This window comes from Limimaricola variabilis (genome assembly GCF_034371605.1).
GTDB classification, from domain to species: Bacteria; Pseudomonadota; Alphaproteobacteria; order Rhodobacterales; family Rhodobacteraceae; genus Limimaricola; species Limimaricola variabilis.
Genome location: NZ_CP139691.1, coordinates 84,707 through 102,604, shown reverse-complemented (window position 1 = coordinate 102,604; position 17,898 = coordinate 84,707). Strand labels below are relative to the sequence as shown.

The window sequence follows — 17,898 nt, the reverse complement described above, 5'->3', positions numbered from 1 at the left end:
GACCGCCGTGGCCGCCCTGGTCAACGCCGCCTGCGCCACGTGCCGGGCGAAAAACGACAAACGCCTGCAAGTGGAGCGTTTTCGCGCGCAGATGGTTGGTCGGCCACGACTTCGCTTGGCAAGGGCGTGGTGTTGGAGCTACACAAAAGTAGGGGATCGAGGGGACGCACGGGGGGCAGAACGCATAGCGATGAAGATCGATGGCGTCGATCAGATCCCCCGCGCCGGGGCGGAGAACGCTCCTCTCGGCGGGCCGGGCGTGGATGCGGGTTTTCTCGCCGCGCTGGATGCCTCGCCCTCGCCCATGTGGCTGTCGAACCCCGATTACGAAGGGACCTATTTCAACCGCGCCTGGCTCGAGTTCCGGGGCCGGAGCTTGGCGGAGGAGATCGGCGGCGGCTGGATCACCGGCATCCACCGCGACGATCTACCGGCGCTCGACGGCTATGCCGACGCCCTGGCGGCGGGGCGCCCCTTCCAGGTGGAATACCGACTGCAACGGCATGACGGCGCGTGGCGCTGGATGCTAGACAGCGCGGCGCCGCGCCGCGATTCCGAAGGGCGGCTCGTGGGTTTCATCGGCAGCTGCGTCGACATCACCGACCGCAGGGAGATGGAGGAGACCCTACGCCACAGCGAGGCCCGGCTGCAGCAGGCGCAGGAGGCGGCGGCGCTCGGGGTGTATGACTGGGACATCATCGGCGGCCGGATCGACTGGTCGCCCCAGATGTACCGGCTCTATGGCCTCGATCCCGCGAGCGAGACCTGCTCGGATCCGCTCGGCCTCATCGCCGCATGGGCGGGACGGCTGCATCCCGACGACCGGCCCCGCTGCGAACGGGAGCTGCGCCAGAGCATCGAGGGCGATGCCGAGCAGCTCGCCATGGCGTTCCGGGCGATCCATCCCGAGCAGGGGCTGCGATGGATCGAGGGGCGCGGCCGGATCATGCGCGATGCCCGTGGTCGCGCGCTGCGGCTGACCGGCGTCAATTTCGACGTCACCGAGCGGCATGCCCGCGAGGCGGCGCGCGAGCGCTCGGCCATGATGCTGGGGATGAGTGTCGAGGTCGCGGCGATCGGCACTTGGGAGTACGATCCCGACACCCGCCAGGTCACCGCTTCGGCCCGCACCGACGCCTTGTTCGGCCTGACGCATCTGGGCGGACCCCGACCCTTGCGGGATTATGTCGAGCGGGTCCATCCCGAGGACCGCGACGCGCTGCAGATCAGCCTGACCGGGCCGATCGCTGATGGCGAGGAAACCTCGCGCCTCTACCGCCTCCTGCGCGACGACGGCCCGCCGACTTGGGTAAGCACGCGCGGCCGGATGGTCCGGCTGTCGGATGGCAGCCGGCGGCTGATCGGTGCGATGACCGACGTGACCGCCGCCCAGCAGAAGGCGGAGGCCCGCGAAGCCGCGCTCGAGCATCGTCAGACGCTGCTGGCCGAGCTGAACCACCGGATGAAGAACAACCTCCACCTGATCCTGTCGATGCTGCGGCTCGAGGCGAACCGGGCCGAGCGGCCCGAAGGGATCGTCGCCGCGACCGAACGGATCGAGGCGGTGGCCGATCTGCACGCGCAGCTTGGCTTCGACGAGGAGGCGGGCCGGGTCGGTTTCGGCGCCTATCTCGAGGATCTCGCGGCACGGCTGCGCCGCTCGGTGCTGCAAGGCACGCGGATCGAGCTGGAGTGCCGGGTCGAGCCGGTCGAGCTGGAGCTCGACATGGCGGTGCCCCTCGGTCTCGTGGTCAACGAGCTGATCACCAACGCCATCAAATACGCCTTTCCCGAGGGTCGCGGACGGATCGGCGTCACCCTGCGCCGCGCCGAGGACGGGTCGGTGCTGGTGACCGTCGAGGATGACGGACACGGCCCGGGAGAGACGCGGGAGGCACCGTCCTCGGGGCTGGGGTCACGGCTGGTGGCCGGGTTGTGCGCGCAGATCGGCGCCACGATAGACAGCCGCAGCCTGCCCGGAATGCGGCACGAGATCCGGCTTCCGCCGCAGCGTTGACCACCTTGTCGCCGGGCTCCGCCGATGCATGGCAGGTTGCCGCATAAGCGCATTGCAACCCGCGCGCGGCTGCCGCATGGGAGGGCTAGACACGCGATGCGATTCACCTCGCGCACCTCACGCCCAAAAGACCCAGATGCCCGATTTTCCCGACAATTCCCCGCGCTTCGATCGCCGAGGCCTGCTGCGCGCGATCGGCGCTTCCGCCGCCTTTCTGGCCGCGATCGGCGGCAGCGGCGCGCCCGCACAGGAGGCGCCCCGGGTGATCCCGCCCGCGCCCGACGACATGCCCATGGCCTTCGACTTCGAGAGCCTGACCGCCGAGATGCGCGCGCTGGCCTCCGCCGCCCCCGCCCCGGCCGAACGCCCGAAGCTGCCGCTCGGCCCGCTGGGCTATGACGACTACCGGCTGATCGCCTTCGACGCAGAGCGGGCCCGCTTTCGCGACGGCGATACGCCGTTCCGGTTGCACGCCTTTCACATGGGGTGGCTCTTTGAAGAGCCGGTGCGGCTCTATCATCTGCAGGACGGCATGGCCCGGCCGATGCGGTTCGATACCGAGGATTTCGACTATCGCGGCCGCCTCGCCAAGGCGGCGGAAGAGGTGGCCGAGCTGCCCGGCGTGGCCGGGTTCCGGCTCAATGCGCCGCTCAACCGCCCGGACCGCGAGGACGAGCTCGTGGCCTTCCTCGGCGCCAGCTACTTCCGGGCGCTGGGCCGCGACAGCCGCTACGGCATCAGCGCGCGCGGCGTGGCAATCGACACCGCCACATCGCGCGCCGAGGAATTCCCGCGCTTCACCCGGTTCTGGCTTGAACCGGGCACGCGCGAAGTGACGATCTATGCCGCGCTCGAGGGAGAGACGCTGACCGGCGCATATCGGCTGGTCGTGACCCCGGGCGAGGCCACCGAGATCGAGGTGACGGCGCGGCTGTTCTTCCGCCGCGCGCCTGAGCAGCTCGGCATCGCGCCGCTGACCTCCATGTTCCTGTTTTCCGAAAAGAACCGGGCCGATTTCGACGACTACCGCCCCGCTGTGCATGACAGCGACGGGCTGTGCATCGAGCGCGCCGATGGCGATGTGTTGTGGCGGCCGCTCAACAACCCGCCCCGGCTCGCCTCCTCCTATTTCGGAGAGGTCGGGCCGCGCGCCTTCGGCCTCTATCAGCGCGACCGCGATTTCGAGAGCTACCAGGATGGCGGCGCCCGCTACGAGCGGCGCCCGTCGCTGCGGGTCGAGCCGGTCGGCGACTGGGGCCGTGGCGCGGTCCGGCTGGTCGAGATCCCGACCGAGCTTGAGGCGAACGACAACATCGTCGCCTTCTGGGTGCCCGAAGACAAGATCGCCGCTGGCGACGAACGCGAGTATGCCTATCGCCTGCGCTGGGGCGACCTGAACCCCGAACCCGCCGCGGAGATCGCCCATGTCGCCGAGACGCGGGCCGGAGCCGGCGGCGTCTCGGGCGTCGAGAGCGCACCGGGCACCCGCAAGTTCGTCATCGACCTCGAGGGCGGTGCGCTGGAGCGGCTGTCCGGCGATGCCGAGGTCGAGCTGCGCGTCGAGGCGCATGGCGGCGAGATCCTGTCCCAGACGCTGGAGAGGATCGAGGCCAATGGCCGCTGGCGCGCGGTGCTCGACATCGCCGCCGCCCCCGACACCACGGTCGAGCTGTCGGCGCATGTCGCCGGCTTCGGCCGCAAGCTTTCGGAAACCTGGCTTTACCAGTGGATCAACGCCTGATGACCGACCAAGTGACGACCCGGGCCGACGCCCAGACCGACCTGCAGCATGAGGCCGCGCGACTGGGCGCCCTACCCACCGCACCGCTGGCCATGCCGCGCCAGCGCCTCGAACATGTCCCGCTGCGGGCCCGCCTGGCCCGCCTGCGGGCGCTCATCGCGCCGCGCGCGGACGCCTGACATGGCCGATCCCCGCCCCTTCGGGGCGCGCGGCGCGGCGCTGGGCGCGAGTCTCGGGCTCGCCGCCGGCGCCTTCGTGCTGTTCTTTGCCCAGCGCCAGACCGGCGGTCTGTGGGTCGAGTTTGCGCGCAGCCTGCTGATCCTGATGGCGACCTTCTGGCTAGCCTGGGGCGCGGCACAGGCGCTGCTGGGCCTGTGGCCCGGCTCGGGCGCCACACCGCGCCGCGCCGAGCCGAAGGGCCGCTGCGCCATCCTCGTGCCGGTGCACGAGGAGGACCCGCGCGCCACCTTCGCCCGCATCGCCGCCATGGACGCCGCGCTGGCCGAGACCGCGCAGGCCGGGCAGTTCCACTTCGCGATCCTGTCGGACACGCGCTCGCCCTCCGGTGCGGCGCGCGAGGCGTCGTGGTATCTGCGGCTGCTGCGCGACCGCGATGCACAAGGCCGCATCTTCTATCGGCGGCGGAGCTCGAACGCCGGGCGCAAGGCCGGCAATATCGAGGATTTTCTCAAGACGTCCGGCGCCGCCTACGAATTCGCGCTGATCCTCGACGCCGACAGCCTGATGAGCGCCGAGACCATCGTCGAGATGACACGGCGCATGGCGGGCGAGCCGCGGCTCGGGCTGCTGCAGAGCCTGCCCGGCGTGATCCGCGCCGGCTCGGTCTTCGGCCGCGCGATGCAGTTCTCGGCGGCGCTGTATTCGCCCGTCTTCGCGCGCGGCGTGGCCCGGCTGCAGGGCGAGACCGGGCCGTTCTGGGGCCACAACGCCATGGTCCGCGTGCGCGCCTTCGCCGAAAGCTGCGCGCTGCCGGACCTCTCGGGGCCGCCGCCCTTTGGCGGGCATATCCTCAGCCATGACTACGTCGAGGCGGCGCTGCTCGCCCGGGCGGGCTGGATCGTCCGGCTCGATCCCGACCTGACCGGCTCCTACGAGGAAGGCCCCGAGAACATCCTCGCCCATGCCAAGCGCGACCGCCGCTGGTGCCAGGGCAACCTGCAACATGCGCGGCTCCTGGCGGCGCCCGGGCTTTTGCCGTGGAGCCGCTTCGTCTTTCTGCAGGGCATCCTGGCCTATGTCTCGTCGCTGTTCTGGCTGGGCTTTCTCGCCACCTCGATCCTGGCGCCTTCGCTCAGGGTCGCGCCCGATTACTTCCCCCTGCCGGGATGGTCGTTCCCGGTGATGCCGCCGAACGAGACCGCCCGCACGGCGGGGCTGATCATCGGCGTGCTGGGGCTGCTGATCCTGCCGAAGCTCCTGATCGCCCTGCAGGCCATCCGTTCGGGCCGGGCGGCGGGATTCGGCGGCCCGGTGCGGCTGCTGACCTCGACGCTGGTCGAAATCGCGCTGTCGAGTATCACCGCGCCGATCTTCCTGATGTTCCAGACCCGCTCGGTGCTGCAGGTTCTGTCCGGCCGCGACGGCGGCTGGCCCGCGGCGGCGCGCGGCGAAGGGCGGCTCGGGCTGATCGAGAGCTGGCAGGCGAGCCGCTGGATCACCGTGGCAGGGCTGGCCGGACTGGCCGCCGCCTGGAAACTCTCGCCCGAACTGACCCCCTGGCTGCTGCCGGTCGCGGGACCGATGATCGCGGCGCCGCTTGTGATTTGGATCACCTCCCTGCCCTGCCGCATCCCCTTCGCGGTACCTTCCGAAACCGCGCCCGACCCGATCCTCGCCCGGCAGGAAAGCATAGGCGCGTCCTGGGCCTCCCTGACCGATGCCGACCCCGCCCCCAGCCACCCGGAGCCGCTCCATGCCTGACGCCGTCTCGATCCCGGTGGCGCGCCACCTGCCCAAATTCCGCGACCCGAGGCTCGACGTGCTGCGCGGGATGGCGCTGGTGATGATCTTCATCAACCACGTGCCCGGCAACTTCTGGGAGGACTGGACCAGCCGCAATTTCGGTTTTTCCGACGCGGCCGAGGGCTTTGTCCTGATGGCGGGCATCTCGGCCGGCCTGGCCTATTCCACCGGCTTCCGGGTCCGGTGGCCCTGGCAGGGCGTGGCCAGGATCTGGCGCCGGGCCTGGACGCTCTACCTCGTCCACCTGCTGATCACCTTCGGCGCTTTGGGCATCGCCGCAGCCCTTGCGGTCTTTGCCGACATGCCGGCGATGCTGTGGAAGCACGGCATGGGGCTGCTCTTCCGCGACCCGCTTGGCTTCCTGATCGGGGTGCCGACGCTGGGCTTCCAGATCGGCTATGCCAACATCCTGCCGCTCTATTTCGTCCTGCTCATGGCCGCGCCGCTTGTGCTGTGGGCGGCGGTGCGGCGTCCGCTATGGACCCTCGCGGCCTCGGCGCTGCTGTGGATCGCGGCGTCGTATTTCAGGCTGACGCTTCCCAACTATCCTACCGGCGGCTGGCAATTCAGCCCGCCCGCCTGGCAGCTCCTGTTCGTGCTGGGCATCGTCACCGGCATCGCCGCCAAACAGGGCCGCAGGCTGGTGCCGGCGCGGCGCTGGCTGATGGCCGTGGCGGTCGGTTTTCTGCTGCTGTCGCTCGCATGGATGAACATCCCCGCGATCGGCAAGACCGGCAATCATCTGTTGTGGATGGCCAACCAGCAGGGCGTACCGGGCTTCATGACGAGCTTCAACAAGCCCTATCTGAACCTGCCGCGGCTGCTGCACCTGTTGGCGCTGTTCTACGTGCTGGCCTCCTGGGGTGCGGTGCGCCAAGCCTGTGCCTCACGCCTTGCCGCGCCCTTCGCGCTTCTGGGACGGCAAGCGCTGCCGGTCTTCGCGCTGGGCTCGATCACGATCTACCTGATCCAGGGGATCAAGACCGAAACCGGCGAGAACTTCGCGCTCGACACGATGATGCTCGGCGCGGGTCTGGCCCTGCAGCTGGCCTTCGCCACAGCGCGGCAATACTGGCCCGCGGATCGCGACGGGGCGGGCAAGGCGGCAGCCGCCCCGCTGCCCCGAACGGCGCTCGCCGCCTAGAAGTCGAGACCGAGGTCGAGGGTGCGCGCCGAATGGGTCAGCGCACCCGACGACACGTAATCGACCCCGGTGGCGCAGACCTCGGCCACCCGCTCGCGTCGCATGTTGCCAGAGGCCTCGGTCACGAGGCGGCCCGACACCATCTCGACCGCACGGGCGAGATCGGAGGTCGACATGTTGTCCAAGAGCACGACATCGGCGCCGCCGACTTCCAGCACTTCCGCGAGCTGGTCGAGCGTGTCGACCTCGATCTCGATCTTGAGCATGTGCGAGGCCGCGGTCGTCGCGGCCTGCAACGCGGCACGGATGCCACCGGCGGCGGCGATGTGGTTGTCCTTGATCAGGATCGCGTCCGAGAGGCCATAGCGGTGGTTGAAGCCGCCGCCATGCAGCACCGCGAGCTTCTCGGCGGCGCGCAGTCCCGGCGTGGTCTTGCGGGTGCAGGTGACGCGCGTGGCCGTGCCTGCCGTCTCCTGCACGAAACCGGCAGTCAGCGTGGCGATGCCCGAGAGCCGCCCCGCGAAGTTGAGCGCGACCCGCTCGGCCGAGAGGATCGAGGCGGCGGCGCCTTCGATTTCCATCAGCGTATCGCCCGGGGCGCAGGCCGCGCCATCCCCGAGACGGGTCGTGACGGTCAGCGACGGATCGACGAGGCGAAAGGCGATCGTGGCGATCTGCATGCCCGACACGACCCCGGCCTCGCGTGCGTTGATCCGCGCGGCGTAGCGAGTCGTGGCCGGAATCACGGCGCGGGTCGTCACGTCGCCCCATGCGCCCAGATCCTCATGCAGCGCGTGGCGCACCATCGGCTCGAGCAACAGGTCGGGGATCTGGGTCATGCGGTCTCCGTGGCCGCGCATTCGGCGCGGATGGTCAGGGCCTCGCCGAGCGTCAGTCGGCTACGACGCGCCTGGGCGGGGTCGGTTTCGGGGTGATCGGTGCGGCAATGGCCACCCCGGCTCTCGGTGCGCGCCAGCGCGGCGGCGGCAACCAGCGTCGCGGTGGCGGTCATGGTGCGGAAGGCGGGCGCGGGCTCGGCGGCCTCGAGCGCGGCGATGCCGGCGAGGGCGCGGCGCAGCCCGGAGGCGTCGCGCAGCACCGCGACGTGATCGGTCATCAGCCGGCGGAGAGCTGCCACGCTCTCGGGCGCGGAGCTGCGGCCGCCGGGGGCGAAGGCAATGTCGACATCGGATGCGCCATCGGGAGCGTCGGTTTCCCGCATGATGTCCTCGGCGCAGAGACGCGCGAAGACGAGCGCCTCCAGCAGCCCGTTCGAGGCAAGGCGATTGGCCCCGTGCAGCCCGGTGGAGGCCGCCTCGCCGCAGGCCCAGAGCCCTGCGAGGCTGCTGCGTCCGCGCGCGTCGGTCTCGACGCCGCCCATATGGTAATGCGCGGCCGCCGCAACCGGGATGGTCCCCGCGACCGGGTCGATCCCGGCCCGGGCGCAGGCCTCGGCCACGGCGGGAAACGTCTCGACCACGCTGGCGCCAAGGCTGTTGCGGGTGTCGAGTGCCGGGTTCCGCCCCGCCTGCCGCTCGGCAAAGACGGCGCGGGCGACGATGTCGCGCGGGGCCAGCTCGGCCTGCGCGTGCAGCGCGGTCATGAACCGCTCGCCTGCGTCGTTGACGAGCCACGCCCCCTCGCCGCGCAGCGCCTCGGTGGCGAGCGGAAGCGGGTCCTCGCCGGTGGCGATCGCGGTGGGGTGGAACTGCACGAACTCGGCGTCGGCGATCATCGCGCCTGCGCGGGCGGCCGCGCCGATGACCTGGCCGCGGATGCGCGGCGGGTTGGTGGTGTGCAGCCAGAGCCCGCCCGAGCCACCGCCCGCCAGCAGGATCGCCGGGGCCTCGATGGTGACGGGCGCCGATCCCGCGGCGCTCTCGATCACCACCGCAGTGGCGCGGCCGTGGCTAGCCTCGATGCCGGTGAGCAGCGCGCCGGGCAGCACCTGCACCGACGGGCAGCGCGCCAAAGCGGCGATCAGCGTATCCATGATCTGGCGGCCCGCCTGATCGCCCTTGACCCGCACCACCCGCGCCGCGCCATGCGCCGCCTCGCGCGACAGAACGTAGCCGCCACGGGCATCGCGGTCGAAGGGCGTGCCGAGGCCGGTCAGTTCGACGATGTGCTCGCGCGCGGCACGGGTGACCAGATCGGCGATGGCCGCGTCGACGGTGCCCGCGCCCGCGGCCACCGTGTCGGCGGCATGCGCCTGGGGGCTGTCGGCGGCGTCCATCGCGGCGGCGACGCCGCCCTGCGCCCAAGCGCTGCTCGCTCCCTGCCCCGGCGGCTCGGGCGCGATCATCAGGACCGGGCGCGGCGCCAGCGCCAGCGCAGCCGAGATCGCGCCGAGGCCGGCACCGATGATGACGACGCGCTCGGTGCGCAAGCGGGTCATGATCGGATCACGCGCGAGCCAGGCTGCGCGACAGCTCGATCATCCGCTCCACGGCGCGGCGGGCCGGGACGGCGACCTCCTCGGGCACGACGACCTCGGGCGACATGGTGTGCAGCGACCAGAGCACCTTTTCGAGGCTGATCATCTTCATGTAGGGGCACATGTTGCACGGCTTCTGGAAGGTCACGTCCGGGAAGGCATCGGTGATGTTCGACGCCATCGAGCACTCGGTGACCAGAAGCGCCTTCTTGGGGCGTTCGCGGTCGATCCAGTCGATGATGCCGCTGGTCGAGCCGGTGAAGTCCGCCTCGGCCGTCACCTCGGTGGTGCATTCGGGGTGGGCGATGATCTTCACCTCGGGGTCGGCGGCGCGATAGGCGCGCATCTCCTCGGCGGTGTACTGCTCGTGGACGATGCAGCTGCCCTCCCACCAGACGATGCGCTTGGTGGACTGCTTGGCCACGTTGCGCGCGAGGTGCTGGTCGGGGGTCATGATGACCGTGTCGCTGTCCATCGCCTCGACGATCTGCAGCGCGTTGGCCGAGGTGCAGCAGATGTCGGAGGCGGCCTTCACCTCGGCGGTGGTGTTGACGTAGCTCACGACCGGCGCGCCGGGATACTTCGCCCGCATCTCGGCGATGCCCTCGGCGGTGATGCTCTCGGCCAGCGAGCAGCCGGCCTCCATGTCGGGCATCAGCACGGTCTTGGCCGGGTTCAGGATCTTGGAGGTCTCGGCCATGAAGTGCACGCCGCACTGCACGATGACGTCCGCCTCGACGCGGGTGGCCTCGATCGCGAGCTGCAGGCTGTCGCCCACCACGTCAGCGATGCCGTGATAGATCTCGGGGGTCATGTAGTTGTGGGCGAGGATCGCCGCGCCCCGCTCGCGCTTGAGGCGGTTGATCGCCTCGACATAGGGCGCGTGCATCGCCCAGTCGACGGGGCTCAGGACCTTGTCCATCCGCGCGAAGAGGTGGGCCTGCCGCTCGGCGGCCTCCACCGACGGCGCGAGATCGTAATGCCGCGCAAGCTCCTCGCGCATGATGCGTGTCTCGAACATATGCCTCACCTTGCGTCAGCTGATGCGGCAGGCTCATACAGGGGCCGGACGGAAAGTTCCAGATCGTGCGATCAGGACCAAAGGCCAAAGCCCACCGCCCACAAGGTAAGCAGCACCCCGGTCACGGCGGCATAGGCGCCGTTCCACTTCAACCCGACATGCAGCGCGCTCTTGCCCGCGAAATTGCCGGTGAGCAGCGTCGTAGCGGTGAAAGGCGAGGTGATGCCGGAAATACACCAGCCGGCGGTGATCGCCACGAAGAGCGCGACCGGGCTCACCCCCATCGCCTCTGGCGTGGGCAGCAGCGGGAACAGCAGCGTTACGCCGAGGATCGGGTTCATGCCGAGCTGGCCGGTCACCGGAATGAACCAGACCAGCGCGCCGAGGATCAAGGGCCCGGGCAATGCGGCGATCCACGGCGCGAAACCCGCGACATGCGGCGCCAGCAACCCGGCCCCTGCGGTGCCGATATAGCCCGCCATCATCAGCAGCGTCAGTTCCGGCCGGTAGCGCGGTAGCTCACGCGTCGTGAACTGCCGCCCTCGGCGGGCGGCGCCCTGCGCACCTTCCTGAAGCATGACCCAGCCCACCGCCAGCAACGGCACGACGAGCAGCACCGCGCCGACCACCCGTACCTCGAAGGCGTCGTGCAGCAGCCAGACCGGCACCCCCAGCAGCGCCAGAAGCAGCGCCAGCGGCAGCAGCGCCGAGAGCCCGCCCTCGGGCGGGTGGCGGGCCGGGGTGCGGCTGAGCTTCGGCTTGAAGATCTGGTCCATCGCCCAGCCGGTCCCGGCGATGATCGCGCCGGTCACCAGCGCCGGGCCGAGCGTGGCGCTGTAGGGCGCCCCGGGCAGCAGGCCGCCGGTGATCGCCACGGCGAAGGAGAGCGGCGACCAGGGCAGCACCGAGACGAAGGCGCGCTGCACCGCGAGCAGCATCCGGCGGGTGCGGTGAAAGCGGATCTCCGGGTCCGGCTCGCGCTCCGAACTGGCGACCGCGAGGCTTCCCAGCAGGGCGATCGAGCCGTAGTTGAGCAGCACAGAGAAGGCCTGCCCGCCCATCGTTAGGGCGAGGTAGCGCCGACCGGGCGGTTGCGCGGCGAGATAGCGGCCGCAGGCGCGGATCGCGGTCGAGGTCTCGGCCGCCGCGCGCAGCGTCGCCAGCGCGCAGAAGAAGGCCCCTATGAAGGCCGCCGAGCCCAGCCCCGCCAGCACCGGCGCGGTCCAATCCCCACCCCGCGCCCAGAGCGCCACGGTCAGCGCCAGCGCGACCCAGACGAAGTTCAGCCGCCGCCCCCTGAGCCGCAGCGCCAGGAGCAGGATCACCGGCGGCACCATGAGCGCCGCGCCGAGGCCTGCCCCGGTGGCGGGGGCCCAGTCCTTCAGCGCAACCAGAACGGTGAGCAGGACCAGCGCCGCGCCGAGCAGCGGCTCGGCCCGGGGCGGCGTGTCGGCCCGCGCGGTACGGGCGGACAGGAAGGGAAAGCGGAACGAGAGGGCCATGAGTCGCCGGATACGGGAACGGCGCGACCATGGCCCCCGGACCGAGCCACCGCAAGCTGATCCCGCCTCTGGCCGCCCAGCCGGGCCGTCCGTCCCGTTTCCGCCAAGTCAGCGGAACGCGGGGTCTTGCCTGACGGGGCGTGCTGGGACAACGTGGCGTCACAACGCATCGACCGAGTGGCACGGCTTGTGCCGAAAACGGTCGGGCCACCAGGGAGAACGACATGAAGATGAAGACATGGTTGGCCGCCGGGGCGGCTACGCTTGCGCTCGCCGGCGCGGCACAGGCCCAGAACCTGGTCTATTGCTCCGAGGGGAGCCCCGAGGGCTTCGACCCGGCGCTCTATACCTCCGGCACCACCTTCGACGCCTCGTCTCACACCGTCTACAACCAGCTCGTCGAGTTCGAGACCGGCACCACCAACGTCGTGCCCGGTCTGGCCGAGAGCTGGGAAGTGTCCGAGGACGGCACCGAGATCACCTTCACCCTGCGCCAGGGCGTCAAGTTCCACTCGAACGACCGCTTCACCCCGTCGCGCGACTTCAACGCCGATGACGTGATCTTCACCTTCGAGCGGCAGCGCGATCCTGAGCATCCGTTCCACACCGCCTCGGGCGGCACCTGGGAATACTTCCAGGGCATGTCGATGCCCGACCTGATCGAGAGCATCGAGAAGGTCGACGACTACACCGTCAAGTTCAACCTGACCCGCCCCGAGGCGCCCTTCATCGCCAACATGGCGATGGACTTCGCCTCGATCCTGTCGGCCGAATATGCCGATGCGCTGACCGACAACCCCGAGATGCTCAACCAGGAGCCGATCGGCACCGGTCCGTTCGAGTTCGTGGCCTACCAGAAGGACGCGGTGATCCGCTTCGAGCGTTTCGACGACTACTGGGGCGAGCCCGCCAAGGTCGAGAACCTGATCTTCGCGATCACCCCCGATGCCAGCGTGCGCTATCAGAAGCTGCAGGCGGGCGAGTGCCACGTCATGCCCTACCCGAACCCGGCCGACATCGCCGCGATGAAGGAAGCCGAGGGCATCGAGGTGATGGAGCAGGAAGGCCTCAACGTCGGCTACCTCGCCTACAACACGACTCAGGCGCCGTTCGACAAGCCCGAGGTGCGCAAGGCGCTCAACATGGCGATCGACAAGCAGGCGATCCTCGACGTGGTGTTCCAGGGCTCGGGCAAGATCGCCAAGAACCCGATCCCGCCGACCATGTGGTCCTATAACGAAGAGATCGAGGACGACAACTACGATCCGGAAGCCGCCAAGCAGATGCTCGCGGATGCCGGCGTCGAGGACCTGTCGATGAAGATCTGGGCGATGCCGGTGCAGCGCCCCTACAACCCGAACGCGCGGCGCATGGCCGAGCTGATCCAGGAAGACATGTCCGAGATCGGCGTCGACGTGGAAATCGTCTCCTACGAGTGGGGCGAGTATCTCGAGCGCTCGAAGGACAAGGATCGCGACGGCGCGGTGCTGCTCGGCTGGACCGGCGACAACGGCGATCCGGACAACTTCCTCGCCGTGCTGCTGGGCTGTGACGGCGTCGGCGGTTCGAACCGCGCGCAGTGGTGCAACGACGAGTTCGAGGCCCTGATCCAGGAAGCCAAGACCAAGTCGTCGCAGGAAGAGCGCGCCGAACTCTACAAGGAGGCCCAGAAGGTCTTCAAGGAGCAGGCGCCCTGGGCCACCATCGCCCATTCGGTCGTCTCGATGCCGATGCGCTCCGAAGTCGAGGGCTATGTCGTCCACCCGCTGGGAGGCCACATCTTCGACAACGTCTCGATCGCCGAGTAATCCGCGCGAGATCGACATGAGGGTCCGGGGCCATGATGGCCCCGGACCCTTCGCGTGTTCGGGCTCCGCCGCTTGACCGATGCGTCAGCTCCGGCGCAGTCTGAGGCAGACCCGGCGTCAAGGATCACAAAATCTCGACAGGATCGCGAACCGTGTGATATGAGGCGCGCTCATCAGGCCGCCCTGCCACGGGCCGCCGCCGACCGAGACCCCGATTGCCAAGCAACAGGAGACCCGTACCGGCATGGTCATCCCCCATTCCACCGGACCCGCCGCCCCCGCGCGACCGGTCCCCAGCAAGGCGGGCCGCTAGATGCTGCGCTACGTGCTGTCGCGCTTCGCGACCTTCCTGCCGACCTTCATCGGCGTCACGCTCATCTCCTTCGCCTTCATCCGGGTGCTGCCGGGCGATCCGATCATCGTCATGGCCGGCGAGCGCGGCATGACGCAGGAACGCTACGACGAGCTCGTCGTGCAGTTCGGCTTCGACCGCCCCATCCTGGCCCAGTACTGGGACTACCTGACGGGCGTGCTGCAGGGTGATCTGGGCACCAGCTACGTCACCAAGAAGCCCGTCTGGGACGAGTTCTTCGCGCTGTTTCCGGCGACGCTGGAGCTGTCGATCTGCGCGATGATCTTCGCGGTGGCTCTGGGCCTTCCGGCGGGGGTGATCGCGGCGATGAACCGCGGCAAGCTGTTCGACAGGACGCTGATGTCGACGGCCCTCGTCGGCTACTCGATGCCGATCTTCTGGTGGGCGCTGCTGCTGATCATCGTCTTCTCCGGCAATCTCGGCTGGACGCCGGTCTCGGGCCGGATCGACCTGCTCTATTATTTTGACGACGTCACCGGCTTCATGCTGATCGACAGCCTGCTGTCGGGCCAGGACGGCGCCTTTACCTCCGCGGTGCGGCACCTGATCCTGCCGACGATCGTGCTCGGTACCATCCCGCTCGCGGTGATCGCGCGCCAGACCCGCTCGGCGATGCTCGAGGTGCTGGGCGAGGACTACATCCGCACCGCGCGGGCCAAGGGCCTGCCGCCGGGCCGGATCAACGGGATGCACGCGCTCAGGAACGCGCTGATCCCGGTGATCACCGTGATCGGCCTTTCGGTGGGCACGCTGCTGGCCGGGGCGATCCTCACCGAGACGATCTTCTCCTGGCCGGGCATCGGCAAGTGGATGGTCGATTCGATCTTCCGCCGCGACTACCCGGTCGTGCAGGGCGGGCTGCTGCTCATCGCCGTGATGGTGATGGTGGTGAACCTGACCGTCGACCTGCTCTACGGCCTCATCAACCCCAAGATCAGGAAGCGCTGATGGACCACGCACTCTCCAAAGAGGTGGAAACCCAGGTCGAAAAGCGCCCCGGCCGGCTGCGCGAGTTCTGGTTCTACTTCCGTGAAAACCGCGGCGCGGTGTTCGGCTTCTGGGTCTTCTTGGCCTTCGTCTTCGTCGCAGCCACCGCGCCCTGGATCGCGCCGCACGACCCCACCCAGCAGTTCCGCGCGTTCACGCTGGTCCCGCCGGTCTGGCAGGAGGGTGGCAGCTGGACCTTCCCGCTGGGCACCGACCCTCTGGGTCGCGACATGCTCTCGCGGCTTCTGAACGGGGCGCGCTACTCCTTCTTCGTGGGCATCGTCGTGGTGGTGATCGCGGCCTCCGGCGGCATCCTGCTGGGCCTGCTCGCCGGCTTCTCCCCGAAATGGCTCGACGCGCTGATCATGCGCCTGATGGACATCATCCTCGCCTTCCCGTCGCTGCTGCTGGCGCTGGTGCTGGTGGCGATCCTGGGGCCGTCGCTGTTGAACGCGATGATCGCCATCGCGATCGTGCTGCAGCCGCATTACGTGCGCCTCACCCGCGCGAGCGTGATCGGCGAGATGGGCAAGGACTACGTCACCTCGGCCCGCGTCGCGGGCGCCGGGCTGTGGCGGCTGATGTTCGTCACCGTGCTGCCGAACTGCCTCGCGCCGATCATCGTGCAGGCCGCGCTGTCCTTCTCGACCGCGATCCTCGACGCCGCGGCGCTGGGCTTCCTCGGCATGGGCGCGCAGCCGCCGACCCCCGAATGGGGCACCATGCTGGCCGAGGCGCGCGAATTCATCCTGCGCGCCTGGTGGGTGGTCACCCTGCCCGGCCTGGCGATCCTGATCACCGTGCTCGCCATCAACCTGATGGGCGACGGCCTGCGCGACGCGCTCGACCCGAAACTGAAGCGGAGCTGATCTCATGAGCCTTCTGAGACTGCGCAACCTCTCGGTCGAGTTCGCGACCACCGGCGGCCGCTTCCGCGCCGTCGATCAGGTCGATCTCGACGTCGACAAGGGCGACGTGCTGGCCATCGTCGGCGAAAGCGGATCGGGCAAGTCGGTGTCGATGCTGGCGCTGATGGGGCTGCTGCCCTGGACCGCCAAGGTGACGGCCGACGAGATGGTCTTCGACGGGCACGACCTGTCGAAGATGTCCGCCCGCGCCCGCCGCAAGATCGTCGGCAAGGACCTGGCGATGATCTTCCAGGAGCCGATGTCCTCGCTCAACCCGTGCTTCACCGTGGGCTTCCAGATCCGCGAGGCGCTGAAGATCCATCTCGGCATGGGCCGCAAGGCCGCGCAGGCGCGCGCGCTGGAGCTGTTCGAACTGGTCGGCATCCCCGATCCCGAGCAGCGGCTCAAGGCCTTCCCGCACCAGATGTCGGGCGGCATGAACCAGCGGGTGATGATCGCCATGGCGATCTCCTGCAATCCAAAGCTCCTGATCGCCGACGAGCCGACCACGGCGCTCGACGTGACGATCCAGGCTCAGATCCTCGATCTGCTGGTGCGGCTGAGGGACGAGACCGGCATGGGCCTCGTGCTGATCACACACGACATGGGCGTGGTGGCCGAGACCGCCCAGCGCGTTTCCGTGCATTACGCCGGCCAGAAGGTCGAGGAGCAGCCGGTGCGCCCGCTGTTCCGGTCGCCGCACCACCCCTACACCTCGGCACTGCTCGCGGCCCTCCCCGAGCGCGCGACCGACAGGCGGTTGCCGACCATCCCGGGCGTGGTGCCCGGCCAGTTCGACCGACCGCAGGGCTGCCTGTTCTCGCCACGCTGCCCCTATGCGGACGATCATTGCCGCAAGGTGCCGCCGGCGCCGCGCGGGCCAGATCTCGGCCTCGCGCGCTGCCACTACCCGCTCAACACCGACGAAAGGCTCGCCTCGTGAGTGCCGTGACCACAGACGCCCCGACCGCAAAGACCGGCCCCGTCGTCACCGCACGCGGGCTGACGCGCCATTACGAGGTAGGCGGCGGGCTGTTCGCCAAGCCCCGCGTGGTGCGCGCGCTGTCGGATCTCGATTTCGAACTGACGCCGGGCCGCACCCTCGCCGTTGTCGGCGAAAGCGGCTGCGGCAAGTCCACCCTCGCCCGCGTCGTGACGCTGATCGAGGAGCCGACGCGCGGCGATCTGGAAATCTCCGGGACCAACGCCACCCCCGATGCCTGGAAAGGCCTGCGCTCGAAGGTGCAGATCGTGTTCCAGGATCCATACGGCTCGCTCAACCCGCGCCAGCGGATCGGCCAGATCCTGATGGAGCCGCTGCTCATCAACCGGCCCGACATGCCGGCGTCGGAGCGCGAGGCCAAGGCGCGCGAGATGCTGCGTCTGGTGGGCCTGCGGCCCGAGCATTTCGACCGCTACCCGCACATGTTCTCGGGCGGCCAGCGCCAGCGCGTGGCGATCGGCCGGGCGCTGATGCTGGAGCCGGAGGTGCTGGTGCTCGACGAGCCGGTCTCGGCGCTCGACGTGTCGATCCAGTCCTCGGTGCTGAACCTGCTGATCGACCTGCAGGAGCGGATGCAGCTGGCGTACCTGTTCATCAGCCACGACCTGTCGGTGGTGCGTCACGTCGCCGACGAGGTGACGGTGATGTATCTGGGCCGGGCGGTGGAGACGGGTCCGAAGGAGATGATCTTCGACAACCCGCAGCATCCCTATACCAAGGCGTTGCTGTCGGCGACGCCGCGGGCCGACCCGGAAGCCGCCAAGGAGCGGATCAAGCTTGAGGGCGAATTACCCTCGCCGCTCGCAGTGCCGCCCGGCTGTGCCTTCGCACCGCGCTGCTGGAAGGCACAGGACAAGTGCCGCGCCGCGCGGCCGCTGCTCGACGGCGCCCTCCAGAAGTCGGCCTGCTTCTTTCCCGAGGGTGAGGGCAAGCCCTCGGCCGAGGCACCGGAAAGCTGAACTGAGAAGGGGGCC

General features: G+C 69.4%; 14 protein-coding genes. 10 read left to right on the top strand and 4 right to left on the bottom strand.

Translation table 11 applies throughout. From position 1 onward, the window contains the following. Window positions 1-190: 190 nt before the first annotated feature. From T8T21_RS00490 to T8T21_RS00470, 5 genes are all read left to right on the top strand, one after another. Complete coding sequence (locus tag T8T21_RS00490) at window positions 191-2,017, top strand: PAS domain-containing protein (RefSeq protein ID WP_322336363.1); 1,827 nt, start codon at window positions 191-193, stop codon at window positions 2,015-2,017. 136 nt (window positions 2,018-2,153) lie between these two features. Next, window positions 2,154-3,758, top strand: coding sequence for a glucan biosynthesis protein (locus tag T8T21_RS00485; RefSeq protein ID WP_322336362.1), 1,605 nt, complete (start codon window positions 2,154-2,156; stop codon window positions 3,756-3,758). Beyond that, window positions 3,758-3,937: a hypothetical protein gene (locus tag T8T21_RS00480; RefSeq protein WP_322336361.1), complete on the top strand. Its 180-nt coding sequence runs from the start codon at window positions 3,758-3,760 to the stop codon at window positions 3,935-3,937. The genes T8T21_RS00485 and T8T21_RS00480 overlap by 1 nt, the downstream gene beginning before the upstream one ends. Before the next feature lies 1 nt (window position 3,938). After that, window positions 3,939-5,699 carry a glucans biosynthesis glucosyltransferase MdoH gene (mdoH, locus tag T8T21_RS00475; RefSeq protein WP_322336360.1) on the top strand — a complete coding sequence of 587 codons (1,761 nt, stop codon included), beginning with the start codon at window positions 3,939-3,941 and terminating at the stop codon, window positions 5,697-5,699. After that, window positions 5,692-6,885, top strand: coding sequence for an OpgC family protein (locus T8T21_RS00470; protein ID WP_322336359.1), 1,194 nt, complete (start codon window positions 5,692-5,694; stop codon window positions 6,883-6,885). The genes mdoH and T8T21_RS00470 overlap by 8 nt, the downstream gene beginning before the upstream one ends. Here T8T21_RS00470 and nadC read toward each other — a convergent pair. From nadC to T8T21_RS00450, 4 genes are all read right to left on the bottom strand, one after another. After that, window positions 6,882-7,724 carry a carboxylating nicotinate-nucleotide diphosphorylase gene (gene nadC, locus T8T21_RS00465; protein WP_322336358.1) on the bottom strand — a complete coding sequence of 281 codons (843 nt, stop codon included), beginning with the start codon at window positions 7,722-7,724 and terminating at the stop codon, window positions 6,882-6,884. The genes T8T21_RS00470 and nadC overlap by 4 nt on opposite strands. Further along, window positions 7,721-9,283: an L-aspartate oxidase gene (locus T8T21_RS00460; RefSeq protein WP_322336357.1), complete on the bottom strand. Its 1,563-nt coding sequence runs from the start codon at window positions 9,281-9,283 to the stop codon at window positions 7,721-7,723. The genes nadC and T8T21_RS00460 overlap by 4 nt, the downstream gene beginning before the upstream one ends. 7 nt (window positions 9,284-9,290) lie before the next feature. Continuing rightward, on the bottom strand, window positions 9,291-10,343 hold the full coding sequence (nadA, locus tag T8T21_RS00455) for a quinolinate synthase NadA (protein WP_183472657.1): 1,053 nt from the start codon (window positions 10,341-10,343) through the stop codon (window positions 9,291-9,293). A 71-nt stretch (window positions 10,344-10,414) separates the two neighbouring features. Next, window positions 10,415-11,845 carry a hypothetical protein gene (locus T8T21_RS00450; protein ID WP_322336356.1) on the bottom strand — a complete coding sequence of 477 codons (1,431 nt, stop codon included), beginning with the start codon at window positions 11,843-11,845 and terminating at the stop codon, window positions 10,415-10,417. 224 nt (window positions 11,846-12,069) lie between these two features. Here T8T21_RS00450 and T8T21_RS00445 point away from each other — a divergent pair, with 224 nt between their 5' ends. The 5 genes from T8T21_RS00445 (at window position 12,070) to T8T21_RS00425 (ending at window position 17,883) form a co-directional block, all read left to right on the top strand. Next, window positions 12,070-13,653, top strand: a complete 1,584-nt coding sequence (locus T8T21_RS00445; protein WP_322336355.1) for an ABC transporter substrate-binding protein — start codon at window positions 12,070-12,072, stop codon at window positions 13,651-13,653. A gap of 313 nt (window positions 13,654-13,966) precedes the next feature. Then, window positions 13,967-14,974, top strand: a complete 1,008-nt coding sequence (locus tag T8T21_RS00440) for an ABC transporter permease subunit (protein ID WP_183472651.1) — start codon at window positions 13,967-13,969, stop codon at window positions 14,972-14,974. Continuing rightward, window positions 14,974-15,882 (top strand): ABC transporter permease subunit, encoded by a 909-nt coding sequence (locus T8T21_RS00435; RefSeq protein WP_183472648.1) that lies wholly within the window; start codon window positions 14,974-14,976, stop codon window positions 15,880-15,882. The genes T8T21_RS00440 and T8T21_RS00435 overlap by 1 nt, the downstream gene beginning before the upstream one ends. A gap of 4 nt (window positions 15,883-15,886) precedes the next feature. Continuing rightward, window positions 15,887-16,864 carry an ABC transporter ATP-binding protein gene (locus T8T21_RS00430; protein WP_322336354.1) on the top strand — a complete coding sequence of 326 codons (978 nt, stop codon included), beginning with the start codon at window positions 15,887-15,889 and terminating at the stop codon, window positions 16,862-16,864. Continuing rightward, window positions 16,861-17,883, top strand: a complete 1,023-nt coding sequence (locus tag T8T21_RS00425; protein ID WP_322336353.1) for a dipeptide ABC transporter ATP-binding protein — start codon at window positions 16,861-16,863, stop codon at window positions 17,881-17,883. The genes T8T21_RS00430 and T8T21_RS00425 overlap by 4 nt, the downstream gene beginning before the upstream one ends. The last annotated feature ends 15 nt before the right edge of the window (window positions 17,884-17,898 follow it).

Bases quoted from the DNA above. Each gene is read 5' to 3' on its own strand.
- T8T21_RS00490 (WP_322336363.1), top strand. From the start codon at position 191: ATGAAGATCGATGGCGTCGATCAGATCCCCCGCGCCGGGGCGGAGAAC.
- T8T21_RS00470 (WP_322336359.1), top strand. From the start codon at position 5,692: ATGCCTGACGCCGTCTCGATCCCGGTGGCGCGCCACCTGCCCAAATTC.
- T8T21_RS00440 (WP_183472651.1), top strand. From the start codon at position 13,967: ATGCTGCGCTACGTGCTGTCGCGCTTCGCGACCTTCCTGCCGACCTTC.
- T8T21_RS00450 (WP_322336356.1), bottom strand. From the start codon at position 11,845: ATGGCCCTCTCGTTCCGCTTTCCCTTCCTGTCCGCCCGTACCGCGCGG.
- nadC (WP_322336358.1), bottom strand. From the start codon at position 7,724: ATGACCCAGATCCCCGACCTGTTGCTCGAGCCGATGGTGCGCCACGCG.
- T8T21_RS00445 (WP_322336355.1), top strand. From the start codon at position 12,070: ATGAAGATGAAGACATGGTTGGCCGCCGGGGCGGCTACGCTTGCGCTC.
- T8T21_RS00430 (WP_322336354.1), top strand. From the start codon at position 15,887: ATGAGCCTTCTGAGACTGCGCAACCTCTCGGTCGAGTTCGCGACCACC.
- mdoH (WP_322336360.1), top strand. From the start codon at position 3,939: ATGGCCGATCCCCGCCCCTTCGGGGCGCGCGGCGCGGCGCTGGGCGCG.
- T8T21_RS00485 (WP_322336362.1), top strand. From the start codon at position 2,154: ATGCCCGATTTTCCCGACAATTCCCCGCGCTTCGATCGCCGAGGCCTG.
- T8T21_RS00435 (WP_183472648.1), top strand. From the start codon at position 14,974: ATGGACCACGCACTCTCCAAAGAGGTGGAAACCCAGGTCGAAAAGCGC.
- nadA (WP_183472657.1), bottom strand. From the start codon at position 10,343: ATGTTCGAGACACGCATCATGCGCGAGGAGCTTGCGCGGCATTACGAT.
- T8T21_RS00460 (WP_322336357.1), bottom strand. From the start codon at position 9,283: ATGACCCGCTTGCGCACCGAGCGCGTCGTCATCATCGGTGCCGGCCTC.
- T8T21_RS00480 (WP_322336361.1), top strand. From the start codon at position 3,758: ATGACCGACCAAGTGACGACCCGGGCCGACGCCCAGACCGACCTGCAG.